Annotated in this window: 12 protein-coding genes; 5 read left to right on the forward strand and 7 right to left on the reverse strand. The window is 61.6% G+C overall.

The annotated features are described in order from the left end of the window. Positions 1-17 precede the first annotated feature (17 nt). Entirely contained in the window at positions 18-434 is a 417-nt protein-coding gene (arfB, locus tag Q1A32_RS07025) for an alternative ribosome rescue aminoacyl-tRNA hydrolase ArfB (RefSeq protein WP_299607815.1), read from the reverse strand. A 77-nt stretch (positions 435-511) separates the two neighbouring features. Between arfB and Q1A32_RS07030 the strand changes: the two genes are divergently transcribed. Beyond that, entirely contained in the window at positions 512-901 is a 390-nt protein-coding gene (locus Q1A32_RS07030; RefSeq protein ID WP_299651301.1) for an STAS/SEC14 domain-containing protein, read from the forward strand. Between the two features lie 237 nt (positions 902-1,138). Here Q1A32_RS07030 and Q1A32_RS07035 read toward each other — a convergent pair whose 3' ends face one another. The 5 genes from Q1A32_RS07035 to Q1A32_RS07055 form a co-directional block, all read right to left on the reverse strand. Further along, the gene (locus tag Q1A32_RS07035) at positions 1,139-1,780 is read right to left on the reverse strand and encodes a queuosine precursor transporter (protein WP_299651304.1); all 642 of its coding nucleotides are present in this window, start codon (positions 1,778-1,780) and stop codon (positions 1,139-1,141) included. Positions 1,781-1,844: 64 nt separating this feature from the next. Continuing rightward, positions 1,845-2,678, reverse strand: a complete 834-nt coding sequence (locus Q1A32_RS07040; RefSeq protein WP_299651307.1) for an esterase-like activity of phytase family protein — start codon at positions 2,676-2,678, stop codon at positions 1,845-1,847. Further along, the gene (mepA, locus tag Q1A32_RS07045) at positions 2,651-3,571 is read right to left on the reverse strand and encodes a penicillin-insensitive murein endopeptidase (protein WP_299651310.1); all 921 of its coding nucleotides are present in this window, start codon (positions 3,569-3,571) and stop codon (positions 2,651-2,653) included. The genes Q1A32_RS07040 and mepA overlap by 28 nt, the downstream gene beginning before the upstream one ends. A 2-nt stretch (positions 3,572-3,573) precedes the next feature. Then, positions 3,574-4,938 (reverse strand): MFS transporter, encoded by a 1,365-nt coding sequence (locus Q1A32_RS07050; protein WP_299651313.1) that lies wholly within the window; start codon positions 4,936-4,938, stop codon positions 3,574-3,576. Positions 4,939-5,005: 67 nt separating this feature from the next. Beyond that, positions 5,006-5,572 carry an acyl-CoA thioesterase gene (locus Q1A32_RS07055; protein ID WP_299651316.1) on the reverse strand — a complete coding sequence of 189 codons (567 nt, stop codon included), beginning with the start codon at positions 5,570-5,572 and terminating at the stop codon, positions 5,006-5,008. Positions 5,573-5,696: 124 nt separating this feature from the next. Between Q1A32_RS07055 and Q1A32_RS07060 the strand changes: the two genes are divergently transcribed. The 3 genes from Q1A32_RS07060 to yaaA all read left to right on the forward strand — a co-directional run bounded on the left by Q1A32_RS07060 (position 5,697) and on the right by yaaA (position 8,904). Then, on the forward strand, positions 5,697-5,978 hold the full coding sequence (locus Q1A32_RS07060; RefSeq protein WP_299607799.1) for a YggT family protein: 282 nt from the start codon (positions 5,697-5,699) through the stop codon (positions 5,976-5,978). 79 nt (positions 5,979-6,057) lie between these two features. Then, positions 6,058-8,100, forward strand: coding sequence for a DNA helicase RecQ (gene recQ, locus Q1A32_RS07065; RefSeq protein WP_299651320.1), 2,043 nt, complete (start codon positions 6,058-6,060; stop codon positions 8,098-8,100). A 30-nt stretch (positions 8,101-8,130) separates the two neighbouring features. Then, positions 8,131-8,904: a peroxide stress protein YaaA gene (gene yaaA / locus Q1A32_RS07070; RefSeq protein WP_299651323.1), complete on the forward strand. Its 774-nt coding sequence runs from the start codon at positions 8,131-8,133 to the stop codon at positions 8,902-8,904. On the opposite strand, the gene Q1A32_RS07075 is transcribed toward yaaA, so the two are convergent. Then, on the reverse strand, positions 8,901-11,081 hold the full coding sequence (locus Q1A32_RS07075; RefSeq protein WP_299651326.1) for a response regulator: 2,181 nt from the start codon (positions 11,079-11,081) through the stop codon (positions 8,901-8,903). The genes yaaA and Q1A32_RS07075 overlap by 4 nt on opposite strands. 143 nt (positions 11,082-11,224) lie before the next feature. Here Q1A32_RS07075 and Q1A32_RS07080 point away from each other — a divergent pair, with 143 nt between their 5' ends. Next, positions 11,225-16,609, forward strand: coding sequence for an alpha-2-macroglobulin family protein (locus Q1A32_RS07080; RefSeq protein ID WP_299651328.1), 5,385 nt, complete (start codon positions 11,225-11,227; stop codon positions 16,607-16,609). Positions 16,610-16,628 lie beyond the last annotated feature (19 nt).

Here is a 16,628-nt window from a genome sequence, read left to right on the forward strand (position 1 = left end):
GATTTCTCCGGGGCCCATCACTCCTCGATCCGACCCCTCAGGGCCTTGACCTCCCCCCGCATTTTCTTGGCCTTCAATCTGCGTTTTTTGGACCCCAAAGTCGGCTTCGTCGCGATCCTTCTTTTAGGCGCCACCAGCGCCTTCCGGATCAGATCGACCAGCCTTTGCCGCGCGATATCCCGGTTGCGGGCCTGACTGCGGGTCTCATCACATTGAATGATCAGCGCCCCTTCCGTCGTCCAGCGCCGCCCCGCCAGCCGCCTGAGCCGGGTCTTGACCGGCCCGGGAAGCGACGGCGACCGGGCCGCCTCGAACCGCAATTCCACCGCCGTGGCGACCTTGTTGACGTTCTGCCCACCCGGACCCGAAGCGCGCACGAATTGCTCGCTCAGCTCCCAGTCCTCGATGGTGATATCGTCGTTAATCCGCAGCATGGCCCTTGATACGTGTGGAACAGCTGACCGTGCCAGTGCGTTCCACCTCCAATCGCAAACAATTTTGGAGACGGATCATGCTGGACACACCAAGCATCACACAAGTGAACACAAGCCGCCCTGACCTGTACGCGTTCCGGATCACCAGGATGGTGACGCAAGAGGACATGGAGGCCATGGCCGCGCTGATGAACGACGCCTTTGACGCGCACGAGGACAAGGTCGACCTGCTCATGATCTTTGATCGGTACGACGGCGCGGAAAGCGGCGCGACCTGGAGTTGGGAAGCGTTGAAGAGCCGCTTCAAATCGATCACGAATGTACGCCGCTACGTTGTGGTTGGTGCCCCTGACAGCGCCGAGCAACTGATCGAGGCAATGGGCAAAGTCATCCCGGTAGAGGCTGAAACACATGACACCGAGATTGCCGCATGGCGGTCATTGAACGCGGAGGCTGTCGCGGCTTGAAGCCCCACACCTGACACGAAAAAGGGCCGCTGGATCAGCGGCCCTTCTCGAAATGTTTCGGAGGTTGTGCCGGTTAGATCAACCGACCAACTTGGCGGTCTGCACCGCATAGGATTGCCTCAGCAGGCGACCCCCCAAGCTGTTCCGACACCTCTCTCCAATACCTTTCTCGACACTGGATCACCTCCTTCCGATTTGTTGAACTCACGTTTGATGGTGGCACAGCCTTCGTGAAAGTCAACGAATTTCGGCAGGTCCGTCCGTCCTTGCCGTCACCCAGCGGAACGGCGCCAACGCAATAAGCGCCAGCGTGAGTTTGACCATCCAGTCGGCGGTGGCGAGAGACACCCACAGTGGCACCATCGGCCCCACCCCAAGAAGCGGCAGAACCTCCCCGGCCCAAGACACGTCATTGCTTGGCTCCAGCCAGATCAGGCCGCCCGAGAATGCAATGGTGAAGAAAATCGCCGTGTCGACCGAACTGCCGATGATCGTCGATGCCAACGGCGCTTTCCACCACGTTCCGTTACGCAGGGCCGAAAATATGCCGACGTCCAGCAATTGCGCTGTCAGGAAGGCAAGGCCGGAACCGATGGCGATGCGGAAGGTCACGGCGGGATAGGTGAAACCATCGCCCTGCAAAATGATCTGCGTGCCGACGAGCGAACAGAACACACCGACGATGAAGCCGACGAACACGACCGTGCGGGCGGGACCGGCGCCGTAGACGCGGTTCATGATGTCGGTGACTAGAAAGGCGAGCGGGTAGGTGAAGGCCCCCCACGTCAGCCAGTTACCGAACAGGAACTGGACAAGGATGTTCGAGGCCACGACGATGATGGCCATGGCTATGATGCCGGGAAGGTGTGCGCGTGTCATATATGGTGCCCGTTTTTGCAAGGTTGCGGCGACTTGGCCCGACAACATGCCGGACGTGCGCGTCTTAGTTGCAGGTCGCCCCGCCTTCAAGCGTTTCCGTCAGGGCGTACTCCACCAATTCCGTGCGCTGCAACGAGCGGAAGTTGTCATCGGACACCATGGTCAGGCAGGTCGCGCCGCTGTCCGATTGCCAGATCGCCAACCCTTCCAGATTGTCGAACTGCCCCGGTCGTGTCGTCAGCAAGACGGTCCGTTCAGATTCCGGGTCTTCGGGATCAAGGCGGATGATACGACTGCGAAAGCCCAGTGGCGAAAACGATCGCGAGAGCAGGTACAACTTTCCATCCGGTCCGATATCAGCGCCAACGGGCAGGAAACCTTTGGGCGGTGGCAGGTGGGTCAAGGTCGACCAGCGGCCTGCGAGATAGCGGAAAACCGGGATCGGATTGCTGCGTGCGGGGCCGCGTTCGGGTATTGCATAGAGCGTGCCATCGGGCGCACCGGCAAGGGCCTCGAAGCCGCGGTTGCCCGGGAATGTCCAGTAATTTGGAGCGCGGGGCAGGGCGCGACCTGAGGCTGTCGAAACCTCTGCTGGTCCTTCATAACTGACGTACAATCGATTGCTGGCCCATGCCAACCCTTCGGAATCCCGGTTGTCCCAAGCGACCGGGACAGGCTCTGCCGTTACGCGCTGCGCGCCACGGTCCAACGTCAAGGCAAAGGACATTCCTCGGTCGGACAGCACCAACGCAGAGGTGCCAGACCGCATTTCGATCGCAGACAGGCCGCCAAAGCCGGGCAGGTCCGACGCGAGCGGATGCTGACCGACGAAGCTCAGCGGCTCGGCTACGGCAGCGACGGCACTCAGGATCAGCGCGAGGCCAGAACGCCAGAGCATTGTTGCGGCAGGTCGCCCACGCGCAGTTCGCGACGTGGTTTGCGGGCAGGGGCGTTGGGATCCGGTGGTGGTGGGTTGAGGATGTTGTTCACCCATTGCTGGGCATCGGCGCATCCGTCACCGGGCGGCGGTGCCGCTTGATCGGCGCACCCTTGTGCCCCGCGCGGACAGTTCAGACGAACATGGAAGTGATAGTGATGTCCCCACCACGGCCGCACCTTGCGCAACCAACTGCGGTCCCCCTTGGCGTCCTTGCACATCTGCACCTTGGCGCCCGGAAAGACAAAGATGCGTGCGGTGCGTTTGTCGCTGGCTGCCGCTTTGATGATCTCGTGATGGGCGCGGGTCCAGTTTGAATTGGTGTAAGCGCCAGAGGCGCGGCGGGTCGAGATAGAGCTGATGTTTTCGCGTTCTGCTGTACTGAGCGACAGGTTGCGAGCGGGCAACATCCAGATATCGGCATCAAGGCCAATCTGATGGCTGCGGTGCCCTGTCAGCATTGGTCCACCGCGCGGTTGGCTCATGTCGCCCACGTAAAGACCTGCCCAACCGGGCTGTTTCGCGGCCTCACGGCTCAGATCCTGCACGTAGTCGACAAGCTCAGGATGCCCCCAGTTCCGGTTGCGCGACAGACGCATGGCTTGCCATGTGGGTCCGGTCTCGGCCAATTGCTCACCGCCCGCGAGACATCCTTTGGCGTAGCTGCCAAAGGCCGCTGAATCCTGAACCGAGGCGCGGCGCTTGCCGCCGAACTGTCCCTTGGCGATGTTCTGTAATGTGGCCGGGTCCACGTCTGGTGTGGGCGTGCCGTCAATATCCGTGCCCGCCCCGCTGGTGCAGGCGCACAGCAGCAATGCCGTGATCAGGGCCAAGGAGCGTCGAACCGAAGACATTGTCAAACCTCACCTTTGGGATTGACCCAGCGTAGCATGAACAGTCCCAAAAGGAAGAGGAAGAGAAGCGGCGACACACCCAATTGCGTGCTGCCCGTGACAGCCGTGGCAACGCCGATCAGGAACGGGGCCATAAAGGCAGTGGCCCGACCGGTCAGGCCATAGAGCCCAAAGCTTTCGGTTGGGGCGGCGGGATCGCAATGGCGCACCATCAACGTCCGGCTGGCGGACTGGATGACACCGCCCATGCCGCCGATCAGAACGCCGCAGATGTAGAAGATGATGTCTGGCGCTGCCGAACCCTCGGCCAGTCCGATGCCGAACATGCTGTCGCGGGATATGTTCACCAGCATGAAACACACGCCCATCAGAACCCAGATCGAAGCGATAACCACCGGTTTTGGCCCAAATCGCTTGTCGGCAATTCCGCCCAGATAGCTGAACACCGATGCCCCGATGGCGGCGATAATGCCGAAGACGCCCACTTGCACGACGCTGAAATCCAGCACCAGAAGGGCAAACGTGCCGCCAAAGCTGTAGAGTCCGTTGAGCGCGTCGCGATACAGCATCGACGACCCAAGATAGGTGAACAGGCTGCGCTTGGCGGGCAAGGCGCGAACGGTGCCCCACAGCCGCGACAATGCTGCGGCAACGGATGTACGGGCACCCGTGGGCTGAACGTCACGGACCCACAGGAAGTAGGGGATCATGAATACCGCAAACCAAACCGCCACAAAGGGGCCGGCGCTGCGGGTACCTTCGCGCGTCTCCGGGTCCAGCAGGCCAAAGAGCGGGTCCAGACCAATCAGTGTTTTGCCATTGGGCTGTTCGACAAAGATCAGCAGGATCAGGAACAGCGACAAGACACCGCCCGCATACCCAAAGCTGAAGCCGGAGCCCGAGATCTTGCCGATCTCCTCTTCCGTGCCGAGGGTCGGCAACTGTGCGTTGATGAAGATCAGCGCGAATTCCGCCCCGATGAAGCCGAAGGCAAAGGCCATCAACATCCACGTCAGGTTGCTGCCATCAGGTGCTGTGAACCATAGGCCACCCGCGCCCGCGAACAACATCAGCGAGAACCCGATCACCCATGGAATGCGACGCCCGCCCGTATCCGCCAATGCACCCAACAAAGGCGCGCCAAACCCGATCAGCAGCCCGGTGATGGTGAGCGTAAACGACCACATCGCCTGGGCGTTGGCCTTGGCCAACTCCGTCTCAATCCCTTGAGCCAAATAGCTTTCGCTTGCCAGCGATACAAAGAACGGGCCAAAGATGAACGTCAGCAGAACGGTGTGATAAGGCTGGCTGGCCCAATCGAAAAAGAACCATCCCCAAATGCGCTTTTTCAAGCTGATTTCTGCCACGCGCCCATTCCCCGTCTTTTTGTTGAACGGACCAAAGCAGGCCGGGGGCCATGTGGCAAGAAAAGGTTTAGGCGACCGATTTCAACTGGGGCGCAACCGCGTCCTGCATGGGTGGCCATGGGCGCTGTGCCTCTGCCTTAATCCAAGCAGCAATCCAGTCGGGGGTGGGCGGGGACTTGGCGTTCTGTCCCATTGCTGACAGCACTTCATGCGGAGGTACAATGCCATTCTTGTCGGTCACAGCGGACCGATACAGCACGTGGCTCGCGCATTCGCCGTCGGGTTTCCACATCGACTGTTCCAGATAGGTAAACTTGTCATCCCAGCACACGGCACGGCTGCGCATCTCGAACTTTTGGAACGCGTGCAGGCGACGGCGATAGCGCACCGATGACCCCGCCATGGTCAGGCCCCAACGGTTCTCCTTGAGTACTTCGATCAGACCCGCGCGCTGGCCCAGACCCAGACGACCCAGATCATACAGGGTCAGGGCACGCCCATTGTTCAGCTCCATGAAGCCATCCAGATCCCAAGGCCAGACACGATGCTGCGTGACATGCAGATCGGTCAGGCCAAGGGGCGCTTGGCGACGGGCTTTGATCATTTCCTTGGCAAGGCGAACAAATGGAAACATGGGCTTAACTCCTTGATGCTTAAATTGCGGCGCTGCAGCAAAAGTTCAATGGCGCGGCCACCGTGACCTTGCGCCACATGGGCGTTCGGCCTAGGTCTGTTCGGAACAATGAAGGGACCTGCCCATGCTGGTGATCTATCAACTGCTCGATCTGGTGTTGAGCGTCGTGTACGTGGTCATGATCGTGCACATCATCATGAGTTGGCTGATCAACTTCAATGTGCTGAACATGCATCAGCCACTGGTTGGCCAGATCTGGACCGGTTTGAACAAGTTGTTGGAACCCATCTACCAACCGATCAGACGGTTCATGCCGGACACCCATCCGCTGGATCTGGCCCCGCTTGTGGCTTTTGTCATCGTCATCGCCCTGCGCAGCATCATTCTGCCCGCGATCTTCTTCTGATCCCCCTTGTTCACGGCCTGTTAAAATGTGAGTCTGTATCCAACGAGCAGACTACATAAAATTTGACAGGGTTACGGACATGAGCGGCGCTGCCACGCTGTTGAAAGACGTATTCGGCTTTGACGGCTTCCGCCCCGGGCAGGAAGAGATCGTTGAGGCTGTCAGCGCGGGCGAAAACGCGCTGGCCATCATGCCCACGGGCGGCGGTAAATCTCTGTGTTTTCAACTGCCTGCGCTCATGCGGGATGGGGTGACGGTGGTCATCTCACCGCTGATCGCGCTGATGCGAGACCAGGTCCGCGCCCTGCAAGAGGCGGGCGTACAGGCGGGCGCATTGACGTCGGGCAACACGCCCGAAGAAACGGACGCCGTGTGGGAAGCGCTCGAACGGCGTGAGCTGAAACTGCTTTATATCGCGCCGGAACGTCTGGCGGCGGGGTCCTCCATCGGGATGTTGCGCCGCATCGGTGTCAGCCTGATCGCCGTGGACGAGGCGCATTGCGTCAGCCAATGGGGGCACGACTTTCGCCCCGATTACCTGCGCATTGGCGAGTTGCGGCGCGCGCTCGACGTGCCGTTGGCCGCTTTCACAGCCACGGCGGACGCAGAAACGCAGGTCGAAATCATCCAAAAGCTGTTCGACGGTGTTCAACCGCGCACATTTTTGCGTGGGTTCGACCGGCCCAACATCCACTTGGCCTTTGCCGCCAAGAACGGGCCGCGCGCACAGATCCTGAATTTTGCCGCTGCGCGCAAAGGGCAGTCGGGTATCGTCTATTGCGGCACGCGGGCCAAGACGGAAACGCTGGCGCAAGCGCTGCGTGAGGCGGGTCATGTCGCGATCCACTACCACGGCGGGATGGAGGCGGAGGACCGCCGCATCGCCGAACGCCGGTTCCAGCAGGAAGACGGGTTGATCGTGGCGGCCACAGTTGCCTTCGGCATGGGCGTGGACAAGCCCGATATTCGCTGGGTGGCACATGCGGATCTGCCGAAATCCATCGAAGCCTACTACCAGGAAATCGGGCGCGCGGGTCGCGACGGTGCACCTGCCGAAACGCTGACCTTGTTTGGTCCCGACGACATCAAGCTGCGGCGGTCGCAGATCGACGAAGGGCTTGCCCCGCCCGAACGGCGCATGGCGGATCACGCGCGGCTGAACGCGCTGCTTGGTCTGGCCGAAGCGTTGTCCTGTCGACGCCAAACGCTGTTGGGCTATTTTGGCGAAACCGAAATCAGCTGTGGCAAATGTGACCTGTGCGACCAACCGGCAGAGGTTTTTGATGGCACAACGGCGGTGCGCAAGGCGCTGTCGGCGATGCTGCGCACCGATGAATGGTTTGGTGCAGGTCACCTGATCGACATTCTGCTGGGCCATGAGACGGACAAGATCCGCCAGCGCGGCCACGACAACCTACCCACGTATGGCGTGGGCAAGGAGTATTCCAAGCCCGAGTGGCAGGCCGTATTCCGGCAGATGATGGGGCACGATCTGGTCCGCCCCGATCCCGAACGCTACGGCGCGTTGCGGATGACAGATGCGGCCCTGCCGATCCTACGTGATGAGGCGCGGATCACCCTGCGCAAGGACACGATCAAGGCTGCGGCGGCGCGCCGTCCGGCCGTCAAATCCATGGTGTCCGAAGAAGATGCCCCACTTCTCTCGGCGCTCAAGGCCAAACGCCGCGCGCTGGCCGAGGCGGCCAAAGTGCCGGCCTACGTCATCTTCCCCGACCGGACGCTGATCGAGATGGCGGAGCGGCGCCCCGCAAACCTTGACCAGATGGCGCAAGTCAGTGGTGTCGGGGAGAAGAAGCTGGAGAAATTTGGTGCAGCTTTCCTTGAAGTGATCAACGGAGAGGCCGCTGCCGTGCATCCGTCGCGCCGCAAGCTGGCCGGGCACAATGCGGGCACGATCTTTGATCAACTGCTGGCGGTACAGGCCGAATTGTCGCGCGGTGAGGATGGCACTGAAAAGCCGCTCAGCTGCTCAGCCTCGCAATTGGCCAAGGTGGCACAGATGCGTCCAGACGATGATGCCGGACTGGAACGGCTGCTGGGCGATCGCAAGGCGGAACGATTTGGCCCTGCCTTTCTGGACGTGCTGCGGGCTGCGAGCTAGATCAGCCGAAACGAAGACAAGGGGGCAGACATGCTGGTAGTGATCTCTCCGGCCAAACGGCTGGACTGGGCAGAACGGGACGTTCAGATGACGGCCCCCGCCATGCAGGACGATGCGGTGCGGCTGGCACGCACCGCGCGGAACCTGACGCTCGGCAAGCTCAAGTCACTGATGGACCTGAGTGATGATCTCGCACGCCTGAACCGTGACCGCTTTCAGGCGTTCGAAGATGATCCGACCGCCGAAATCACGCGACCGGCGATGCTCGCATTTGCGGGCGATACGTATCAAGGTCTGGATGCAGCGACCCTGTCCAATGATGATGTTACTTATGCGCAGGATCATCTGCGCATCCTGTCCGGGCTCTACGGTCTTTTGCGCCCGCTCGATGCGATACAGCCGTATCGGTTGGAAATGGGTAGCCGTCTGAAAACGCGGCGGGGGACATCGCTTTATGACTATTGGCGCACTGATCTGGCCAAAACGCTGAACACGCAGGCCGAGCAGGTCGGAACAGACATGCTCGTGAATTGCGCCAGCCAAGAGTATTTCGGCGCCGTTCCGGAAATGGCACTGAAGCTGCAACTGATCACCCCTGCGTTCATGGAGGACAAAGGACAGGGTCCGAAAATCGTCAGCTTCTTTGCAAAGCGGGCACGCGGCGCGATGGCGCGGCACATCATCCAGAACCGGGTCACCGACATCGACGGGGTGCGCAATTTCAACGCTGATGGGTATGTGTACAAGTCTGACCTGTCCACCGATGCGAAACCGGTATTCGTGAGACCGTACCCCAGTAGCTAGGCGGCACCCTCGTCGGGCAGGTCCGTGAAGGGGGGGCTCACATCTACTGGGCATTTCTCGCGTAGCATTCCGTGGATTTCCGGCTTGCGCAGAGGTTTGGTCAGGTAGTGATCCAAGCCCGCCTCAAGAATGCCCTTGTCATCACCGTCCATCGCGTGCGCTGTCAGCGCCACTATGGGGACATGGGCGCCACTCTGTTTTTCCAGCGCACGGATTTTCTCGGTCGCCTCCTTGCCGTCCATCTTGGGCATGGAGATGTCCATGAAGATCAGATCGGGCGACAGCTCCTCGAACAGCTCAATCGCCTCGAGCCCGTTATTGGCAAAGTGCAGATCGATATCCGCATCCTTGACCATCTTGCTGAACACAAGCTGGTTGGTCCTGTTGTCTTCGGCCGCCAAAACGATCATCCGTCGCGTCGTTGAGGGCTCAATCGGGACTCCGTTCTGCCCGATGACCGGCCCCACGCTTTCGAGCCGCGCAAACAGGTCCGCGCGTGGCACCGGTTTTTGCATGATCGCGTGAAGGTGCCTGGCGCCGGGATCATTGATTGCAAAGCTGGGGTTCGAACTCAGCAGCAGGATTGGCGTTTCACTACCAGAAGCGCGCACGGCTTCCGCCAATTCCAACCCGTCCATATCCGGCATGTTGTGATCGGTCAGGATCAGATCGATGTCATCCATCTCTCGCAGCGCCTGTTTTCCTGATGCACAACAAATCACGCCCAAGCCCAACTGCTCAAGCTGGCGCTGCAGGATCATTCGGTTTGCCTCGACATCGTCGACGACCATCACGCGCCGCAACCCTTCGGGCACGGGCGGATGTTCGGGCAACTTCGCCTCGCTCAGCCTCAGAGGAATGCGGAACCCAAAGACCGAACCCAAGCCTTCTTCACTACTGACCCAAACCTCGCCTTCCATCAACTTGACCAGCCGCTGCGAGATGGCGAGACCCAGCCCGGTCCCATCGAACTGGCGGTTGCGTTCATTTTCGACCTGATTGAACTCACCAAAGATGTGATCGATCTTGTCGTCTGGAATGCCGATGCCGGTATCCTCGATCACGATGGTCACATCCGCATGCCCCGCCTCCAGATCGGGAATACCTGTGACACGGACAAGGACATGCCCCTCGCTGGTGAATTTGACGGCATTGCCCATCAGGTTGGTCAGAACCTGCCGTATACGACCCGGATCGCCCATATACATGGTCGGCAGGAACAGATCGTAGTCCAGCAGCAAGGTTAGCCCCTTATCGCGGGCCGAGGTTTGCAGCAGCATGATGACTTCGTGAATGCTGCGCTCAAGATCGAACGGCTCGACATGCAATTGCAGCTTCTGGGCCTCGATCTTGGAATAGTCGAGCACGTCATTGATGATGACGAGCAGGGCCTCACCCGAATTCTTGATCGTGTCGACGTAGAGCTGTTGTTCTTCATTCAGCCCGGTATCGGCCAGCAGTTCAGCCATACCCACCACCCCGTTCATGGGTGTGCGGATTTCATGGCTCATATTGGCAAGAAAGGCCGACTTGGCGCGGCTGGCCGCCTCCGCCTCGGCGCGGGCGGTCTTCAGTTGCTGTTGGTACCGCACGGATTCGGTGATGTTCAGCCCAAGCGAGACGATGTCGCCGCCTTGCCCGCGTCTGTCCACAAGTTTGATGTACTGGTCATTCCAGAGCCGGATCGTCACCGGTTCGGGCTGCGGCTGCATCCATCGGTCCAGCATCACTTGCCGCCATGCCTGAGCCTCCATGCCGTCCGTGTTCACGATCCCTTCGTCCGTCATGATCTGTAGGATGCTGACGTAATTCACGCCGGGCCGGATGGAGTCGATGCCCTGAAAAATCGCAAGGTAGCTTTCGTTGGCTGCGATCATCTGATTGTCGGAGTTGAAGAAGGCAAAGCCGTCGGTGATGGTTTGAACCGAATGCCACAACCGACGCTCCGCGATCTGGACCTTCTGGTTTGCCTGCCCCAGCTCGGTCTTGACGCGTTCGTTTTCGGTTTTGACCGTCGCCACCTGGGCTCTGGTCTCCACGATCTCGCCCTGCAGGGCGGCGGCATGTTTGCCAAGCTTACGGTTCGCCGCCGAAAGCTCTGCCTCTTTCAATTCGAGCAAACGTTCGGCTGCAAGGCGACCGCGCCGCTCTTCTGCCAGTTTGTTTGCAAGGCTCATGCCAGCCCTCCGCCGCGACCATATTGTCCCGGTATTCCACGGAGAGGATGAAGAACGGCTTAACTCCGGGGCGAAACCGTTGCACGCGGGACTGGCGCCGTGGCAGGCTTGAGCCATGGATGCCGGGAGTGAGGGGTAAAAAGATGCGTTACGTGATTGCGATTCTGGGTGCTGCATTCTGGTCGACATTGGCGTGGGGGCAGGATGCTGTTCCAGACCACCGCTATGTCGTCACCCGAGACATGGATTTCTTCGGAGCAGATCGTACGGCTCTTTTTGATACCACGTTCGACGCGTGTGTGCGGGCGTGCAGCGCCGATGACGCGTGCGAAGCGTTCACCTTCAACGACCGCTCAAACGCCTGTTTCCCAAAGTCCCAGATTACCGACCGGCAACCTTACGTGGGTGCACGCTCGGCCACGAAGGTGCCGTTGCAGACTACCCTGAGAGCATCCGCTGACCGACGTGCCAGTGCGCTGGGTCTACCACAACAGGACACTGACGCAGCCCGTGCCTTGGCTTTGGACATCGGCCTTCGCTTTGCCCAATCCGGTGAAACCATCGACGATCTACTGGCGGCTTCGCGGGCAGCATGGGCGCGGGGGGATCGTGCGGCGGCCCTGCGCTGGATGGGCACGGCCGTGGCGGTAACAGACGCGCCGGATCTCTGGACCCGGTATGCCTACATCGCCCTGCGCCAGACCGAAAATGTGTCGTCTGCCGACCGCCGCCGCGCGCGGCAGATAGCGGTGCCTGCCGCCTACAACGGATACCTGCGTGCAGAGACACCGGGCGGACAAGTCAGCGCCCTTCAAACCCTCGCCGACGCGTTGGAACGCAATGGGCGTGGCCGCGACACGATCACCGTACTGCGTCAGGCTCAAAGCATTCAGCCACGCGATGACGTGGCCCAAGCATTGGACGACGCCATCGGAAAATTCGGGTTCCGGATCATCGAACATCAGGTGGACAACGACAGTGCCGCTCCGCGCATTTGCGCCACCTTTTCCGAGCCACTGGCCAAAGGGGGCGTGGATTATGAACCTTTTGTGCGCACGACCACCCCGGGTCTTGTGATTTCGGCTGATGGCCGTGATCTGTGCATCGATGGTGTTGTGCACGGGGAACGCTACACCGTGACCTTCCGCTCCGGCCTGCCCGCCGACAGCGGAGAAGTTTTGTCCAAGGACGTGCCGCTGACCCTTTATGTGCGTGACCGCGCGCCTGTCGTACGGTTCCCCGGGCGCGGCTATGTGCTGGCCCGCGGGGCAGGGGCCAGCATCCCGGTCGAGACGGTGAATGTGAACACCGTCGACCTGATCCTGAGCCGTGTGAGCGACCGAAACCTCGTGCAGTCCTTGCGCCGCGACTTCTTTGGCCGCCCGCTGTCGCAATGGCAGGTGGAAGAGTTCAATGCCGACATCGCACAGGAAATCTGGCGTGGTACGGGTGAAGTGCAGAACGAACTGAACACCGAAATGCGCACCCGCCTGCCATTGGACGAAGCGCTGGCCGACCAACCGCCCGGCGTCTACGTCGTGTCGGCACGACAAACCGGGCGCGATGCGTCTGACGTAGTGGCGGCCACGCAATGGTTCGTGCTGTCCGATCTTGGGCTCAGCACATGGCAGGGCAATGACGGGCTGACGGCTGCGGTACGCGCACTCAGTGATGCGGGCGCAGTGCAAGGGGCAACGGTGCGCCTGATCTCCCAAGCCAACGCAGTGCTTCGCACGGCGCAATCTGATGCCGATGGGTTCGTTGAGTTCGATGCGGGGCTCACTCGGGGCCGCGGTGCTGCACGTCCGGCCATGGTGCAGGTGGAAACAGCAGATGACTTCGTGTTCCTGCCGCTGACCGACCCCGCCTTTGACCTGTCGAACCGCGGCGTCGAGGGACGTCCCCCGGCCCCACCTATTGACCTTTTTGTAACGACCGACCGTGGCGCGTACCGACCCGGCGCCACGATCCACCTGACGGCGCTTGCCCGGGATGACAAGGCGCAAGCCATCACGGGTCTGCCGCTCACCGTAATTCTCAGCCGCTCCGACGGCGTGGAGTACAGCCGGACCCTCAGCACAGATGCTCAAAGCGGTGGGCACGTGGTGGCGCTTCCCTTGGGCGCAACCGTCCCGCGCGGCACATGGCGGATCGAGGTGAAGGGCGATGTAAATGCACCAGCCCTCGCCACCCAAACCGTGCTGGTCGAAGACTTTATCCCAGACCGGATCGACGTGACGCTGACCGCAGATGACACCCCGCTGACGCTCAGCATTCCCGCCATGATCAACGTGGATGCCCAATACCTCTTCGGCGCACCCGGCGCGGACCTGTCGGTCGAAGGCGACATACAATTGCAACGCCGCACCACGCTTGAGGCCTATCCCGGCTACCGCTTTGGCCGCCATGATGCGGCCTTCTCTCCGCAGCGCCGCTATACCTCCGGCGCACGCACGGACACTTCGGGGCAGGTACAACTCGCACTCCCATGGCCCCAGATTGAAGCCGAGGACATCCTACTCGAAGCCACGGCCACCATCCGCGTCTCTGACAGCGGTGGCCGCCCGGTCGAGCGCCAACTGACGCGCCCCATCGCGCCCCAAGGGCCTGTCATTGGGATCAAACCCGCCTTCGACGACGTCCTGCCCGAAGGCGGCACAGCCGTGTTCGAGGTAATCGCTGTCGGTGCACAATCGGACATGCCGGTGCAATGGACCGTCAATCGGGTCGAGACGCGTTACCAGTGGTATCAGCTGTTCGGCAATTGGAACTGGGAACCGATTTCGCGGCGCATACGTGTGGCCCAAGGAACTGCCGTTCTGGGCACCGACCCGCTCCAGATTAGCACGCCCACCGACTGGGGCGATTACGAACTGATCGTTGAAAGCACCCAAGGTCTCTACACTGCCAGCTCGGTCAATTTCGCATCGGGTTGGTACGGCGGCGCAGACAGCAGCAATACACCTGACCGGTTGACGTTGTCGCTGGATGCCGAACGCTACACCGTTGGCGACACGGCGCAATTGCGCATCGTCCCACCACATGATGGCGTGGCGCTGGTGTCGGTCCTGTCTGGCGATGTCATCTCTCGTCAGGCGATCCCTGTCACAGCAGGTGAGAATGTCATCCCGCTGGATATCACGGCGGACTGGGGCACGGGTGCATACGTCACAGCCTCCGTCCTGCGCAGCGGTGTATCTTCTGACCCCGGCCCGGCCCGCGTATTGGGCCTTGCCCATGCCAGCATTGACCCCGGCGCAAAGGCGCTGAGCGTTTCCATCGACGCCCCGCAAGAGGTGGATGGTCAGCCCGGCACCACGGACGTCACTGTGCGCGTCGATGGCTTCAACGGCGCGGCGGGCTTCGTCACGTTGGCAGCGGTCGATGTGGGCATACTCAACCTCACGGGCTTTGAGCCGCCCAACCCCCAGGGCCATTATTTCGGCCAGCGCCGCTTGGGCGTCGATCTGCGCGACGTTTATGGCAGGCTCATTGACGGACAAAGCGGCGCGCTTGGCACAGTCCGCTCGGGCGGGGATGCCAGCGGCGGGTTGCAACGCCAAAGCCCACCTCCGACCGAGGCCGTCATGGCCACATTCTCCGGCCTTGTCCCCGTGGGGACAGATGGCACGGCACAGGTCACGATCCCCCGCCCCAACTTCAACGGCACTATCCGCCTGATGGCCGTGGCATGGTCTGACGCAGGGGTCGGGCAAGCCACACAAGACATCGTCGCGCGCGACCCGGTGGTGATCTCCGCTGCCCTGCCGCGCTTCCTCGCCCCCGGGGACCAAAGCCGCGTGCAACTGGAGTTCGTCCATGCGGCAGGTGCAGCAGGCCAAATGCCCTTGCAAGTCACAGCCAATGGCGTGTCGGTCGGGACGGCACCCGGCAACATCGACCTGTCAGCAAGCGGTACCCTGCGCCTGTCGCTTCCCCTGTCGGCAGACAGTGTCGGAGACCACAGCATCGACATCGCCCTGACCACACCCGACGGCACGGTCCTGCATAAATCGCTGACGCTGGGCGTTCGGTCCAACGATCCCACAATTGCCACCACCCGCCGCCTGTCACTGGCCGCAGGCGAGGCGCTGACCTTCGACGACAACGTCTTTGCCAACCTGCGCCCCGGCAACGCGCGGGCCACTCTGGCCGCCGGACCGCTCGCACGGTTCGACATGCCGGGCCTGATCAGCCAGCTTGACCGCTACCCCTATGGCTGCACCGAACAGGTGACCTCCGCGGCTCTCCCACTGCTCTACCTGCCGCGCACGGCCCAGGCGGCAGGGCTGGCGGATATCGACCAACGGATCGACACGGCCATCACCCGCGTTCTCACACGGCAAGCCAGCAACGGGGCCTTCGGCCTCTGGCGTGCGCAATCGGGGGACTTCTGGCTCGACGCCTATGTCACTGACTTCCTCAGTCGCGCGCAGGACCAAGGGCACGACGTCCCCGACCGCGCCCTGCGCCTCGCCCTCGACAACCTGCGCAACCGGATCAACTACGCGCCCGACTTCGACGAAGGGGGCGAGGACATCGCCTATGCCCTGATGGTGCTGGCGCGCAACGGTGCCGCCTCTATCGGTGACCTGCGCTACTACGCCGACACCAAGGCGAAAGCCTTCTCAACCCCACTGGCCCGCGCACAACTCGGTGCGGCTCTGGCCGCGTACGGAGAGCAAACCCGCGCCGACCGGCTCTTTGGTCTGGCGCAGGATCTGGCGGCGCAGGGCAATGACAGCGGCCTTTGGCGCTCCGACTATGGCACACCCCTGCGGGACGCGGCTGGCCTTCTGCACCTCGCCGCCGAAGCAGGCAGCACCCGCGTGAACCAATCGCAACTTGCGGCCTCAATCACCGCAAGGCGCGGCGGCTACTCCACCCAAGAAGCGGCCCAGGTGCTGATGGCCGCCCAAGCGTTGCGGACAGGCGCAGGCACACCCGCACTTTCGGTCGATGACACACCCGTTTCCGGTCCCGTCGTCCAAAGCCGTACCCAAGGCGATGCCACCTCCGTCATCCGCAACATCTCGGGCCAAGCACAGGACGTCACCCTCACAACCTACGGCGTCCCAGTGACGGCACCGGAGGCGGGCGGCTACGGCTACAGCATCACCCGCACCGCCTACGACATGGAAGGCGCGCAGGTACAAGGCCCATGGACCATTGGGGAACGCCGCGTGATCGTGCTGACGGTGACACCATTCGAAACCGTGGGCGCGCGCCTGATGATCGATGACCCACTGCCTGCGGGCATCGAGATCGACAACCCGAACCTCATCCGCTCGGGCGACATCGCGGGCCTCGACTGGTTGCAAACAGCACAGACGGAACATGCCGAGTTTCGCTCCGACCGCTTCCTTGCCGCTGTGAACCACCGCAGCGACGACCCCTTCCGCCTCGCCTATATTGCGCGCGCGGTCAGTCCCGGTGACTTCTACCACCCGGCGGCCTTGGTCGAGGATATGTACCGTGCCGAATACCGCGCCGTCACAGGCACAGGCCGCACGGTGGTGACGGAGTGAAACACCCGCATCGTCCTCT

It is taken from the genome of uncultured Tateyamaria sp., from assembly GCF_947503415.1.
Lineage (GTDB): Bacteria > Pseudomonadota > Alphaproteobacteria > Rhodobacterales > Rhodobacteraceae > Tateyamaria.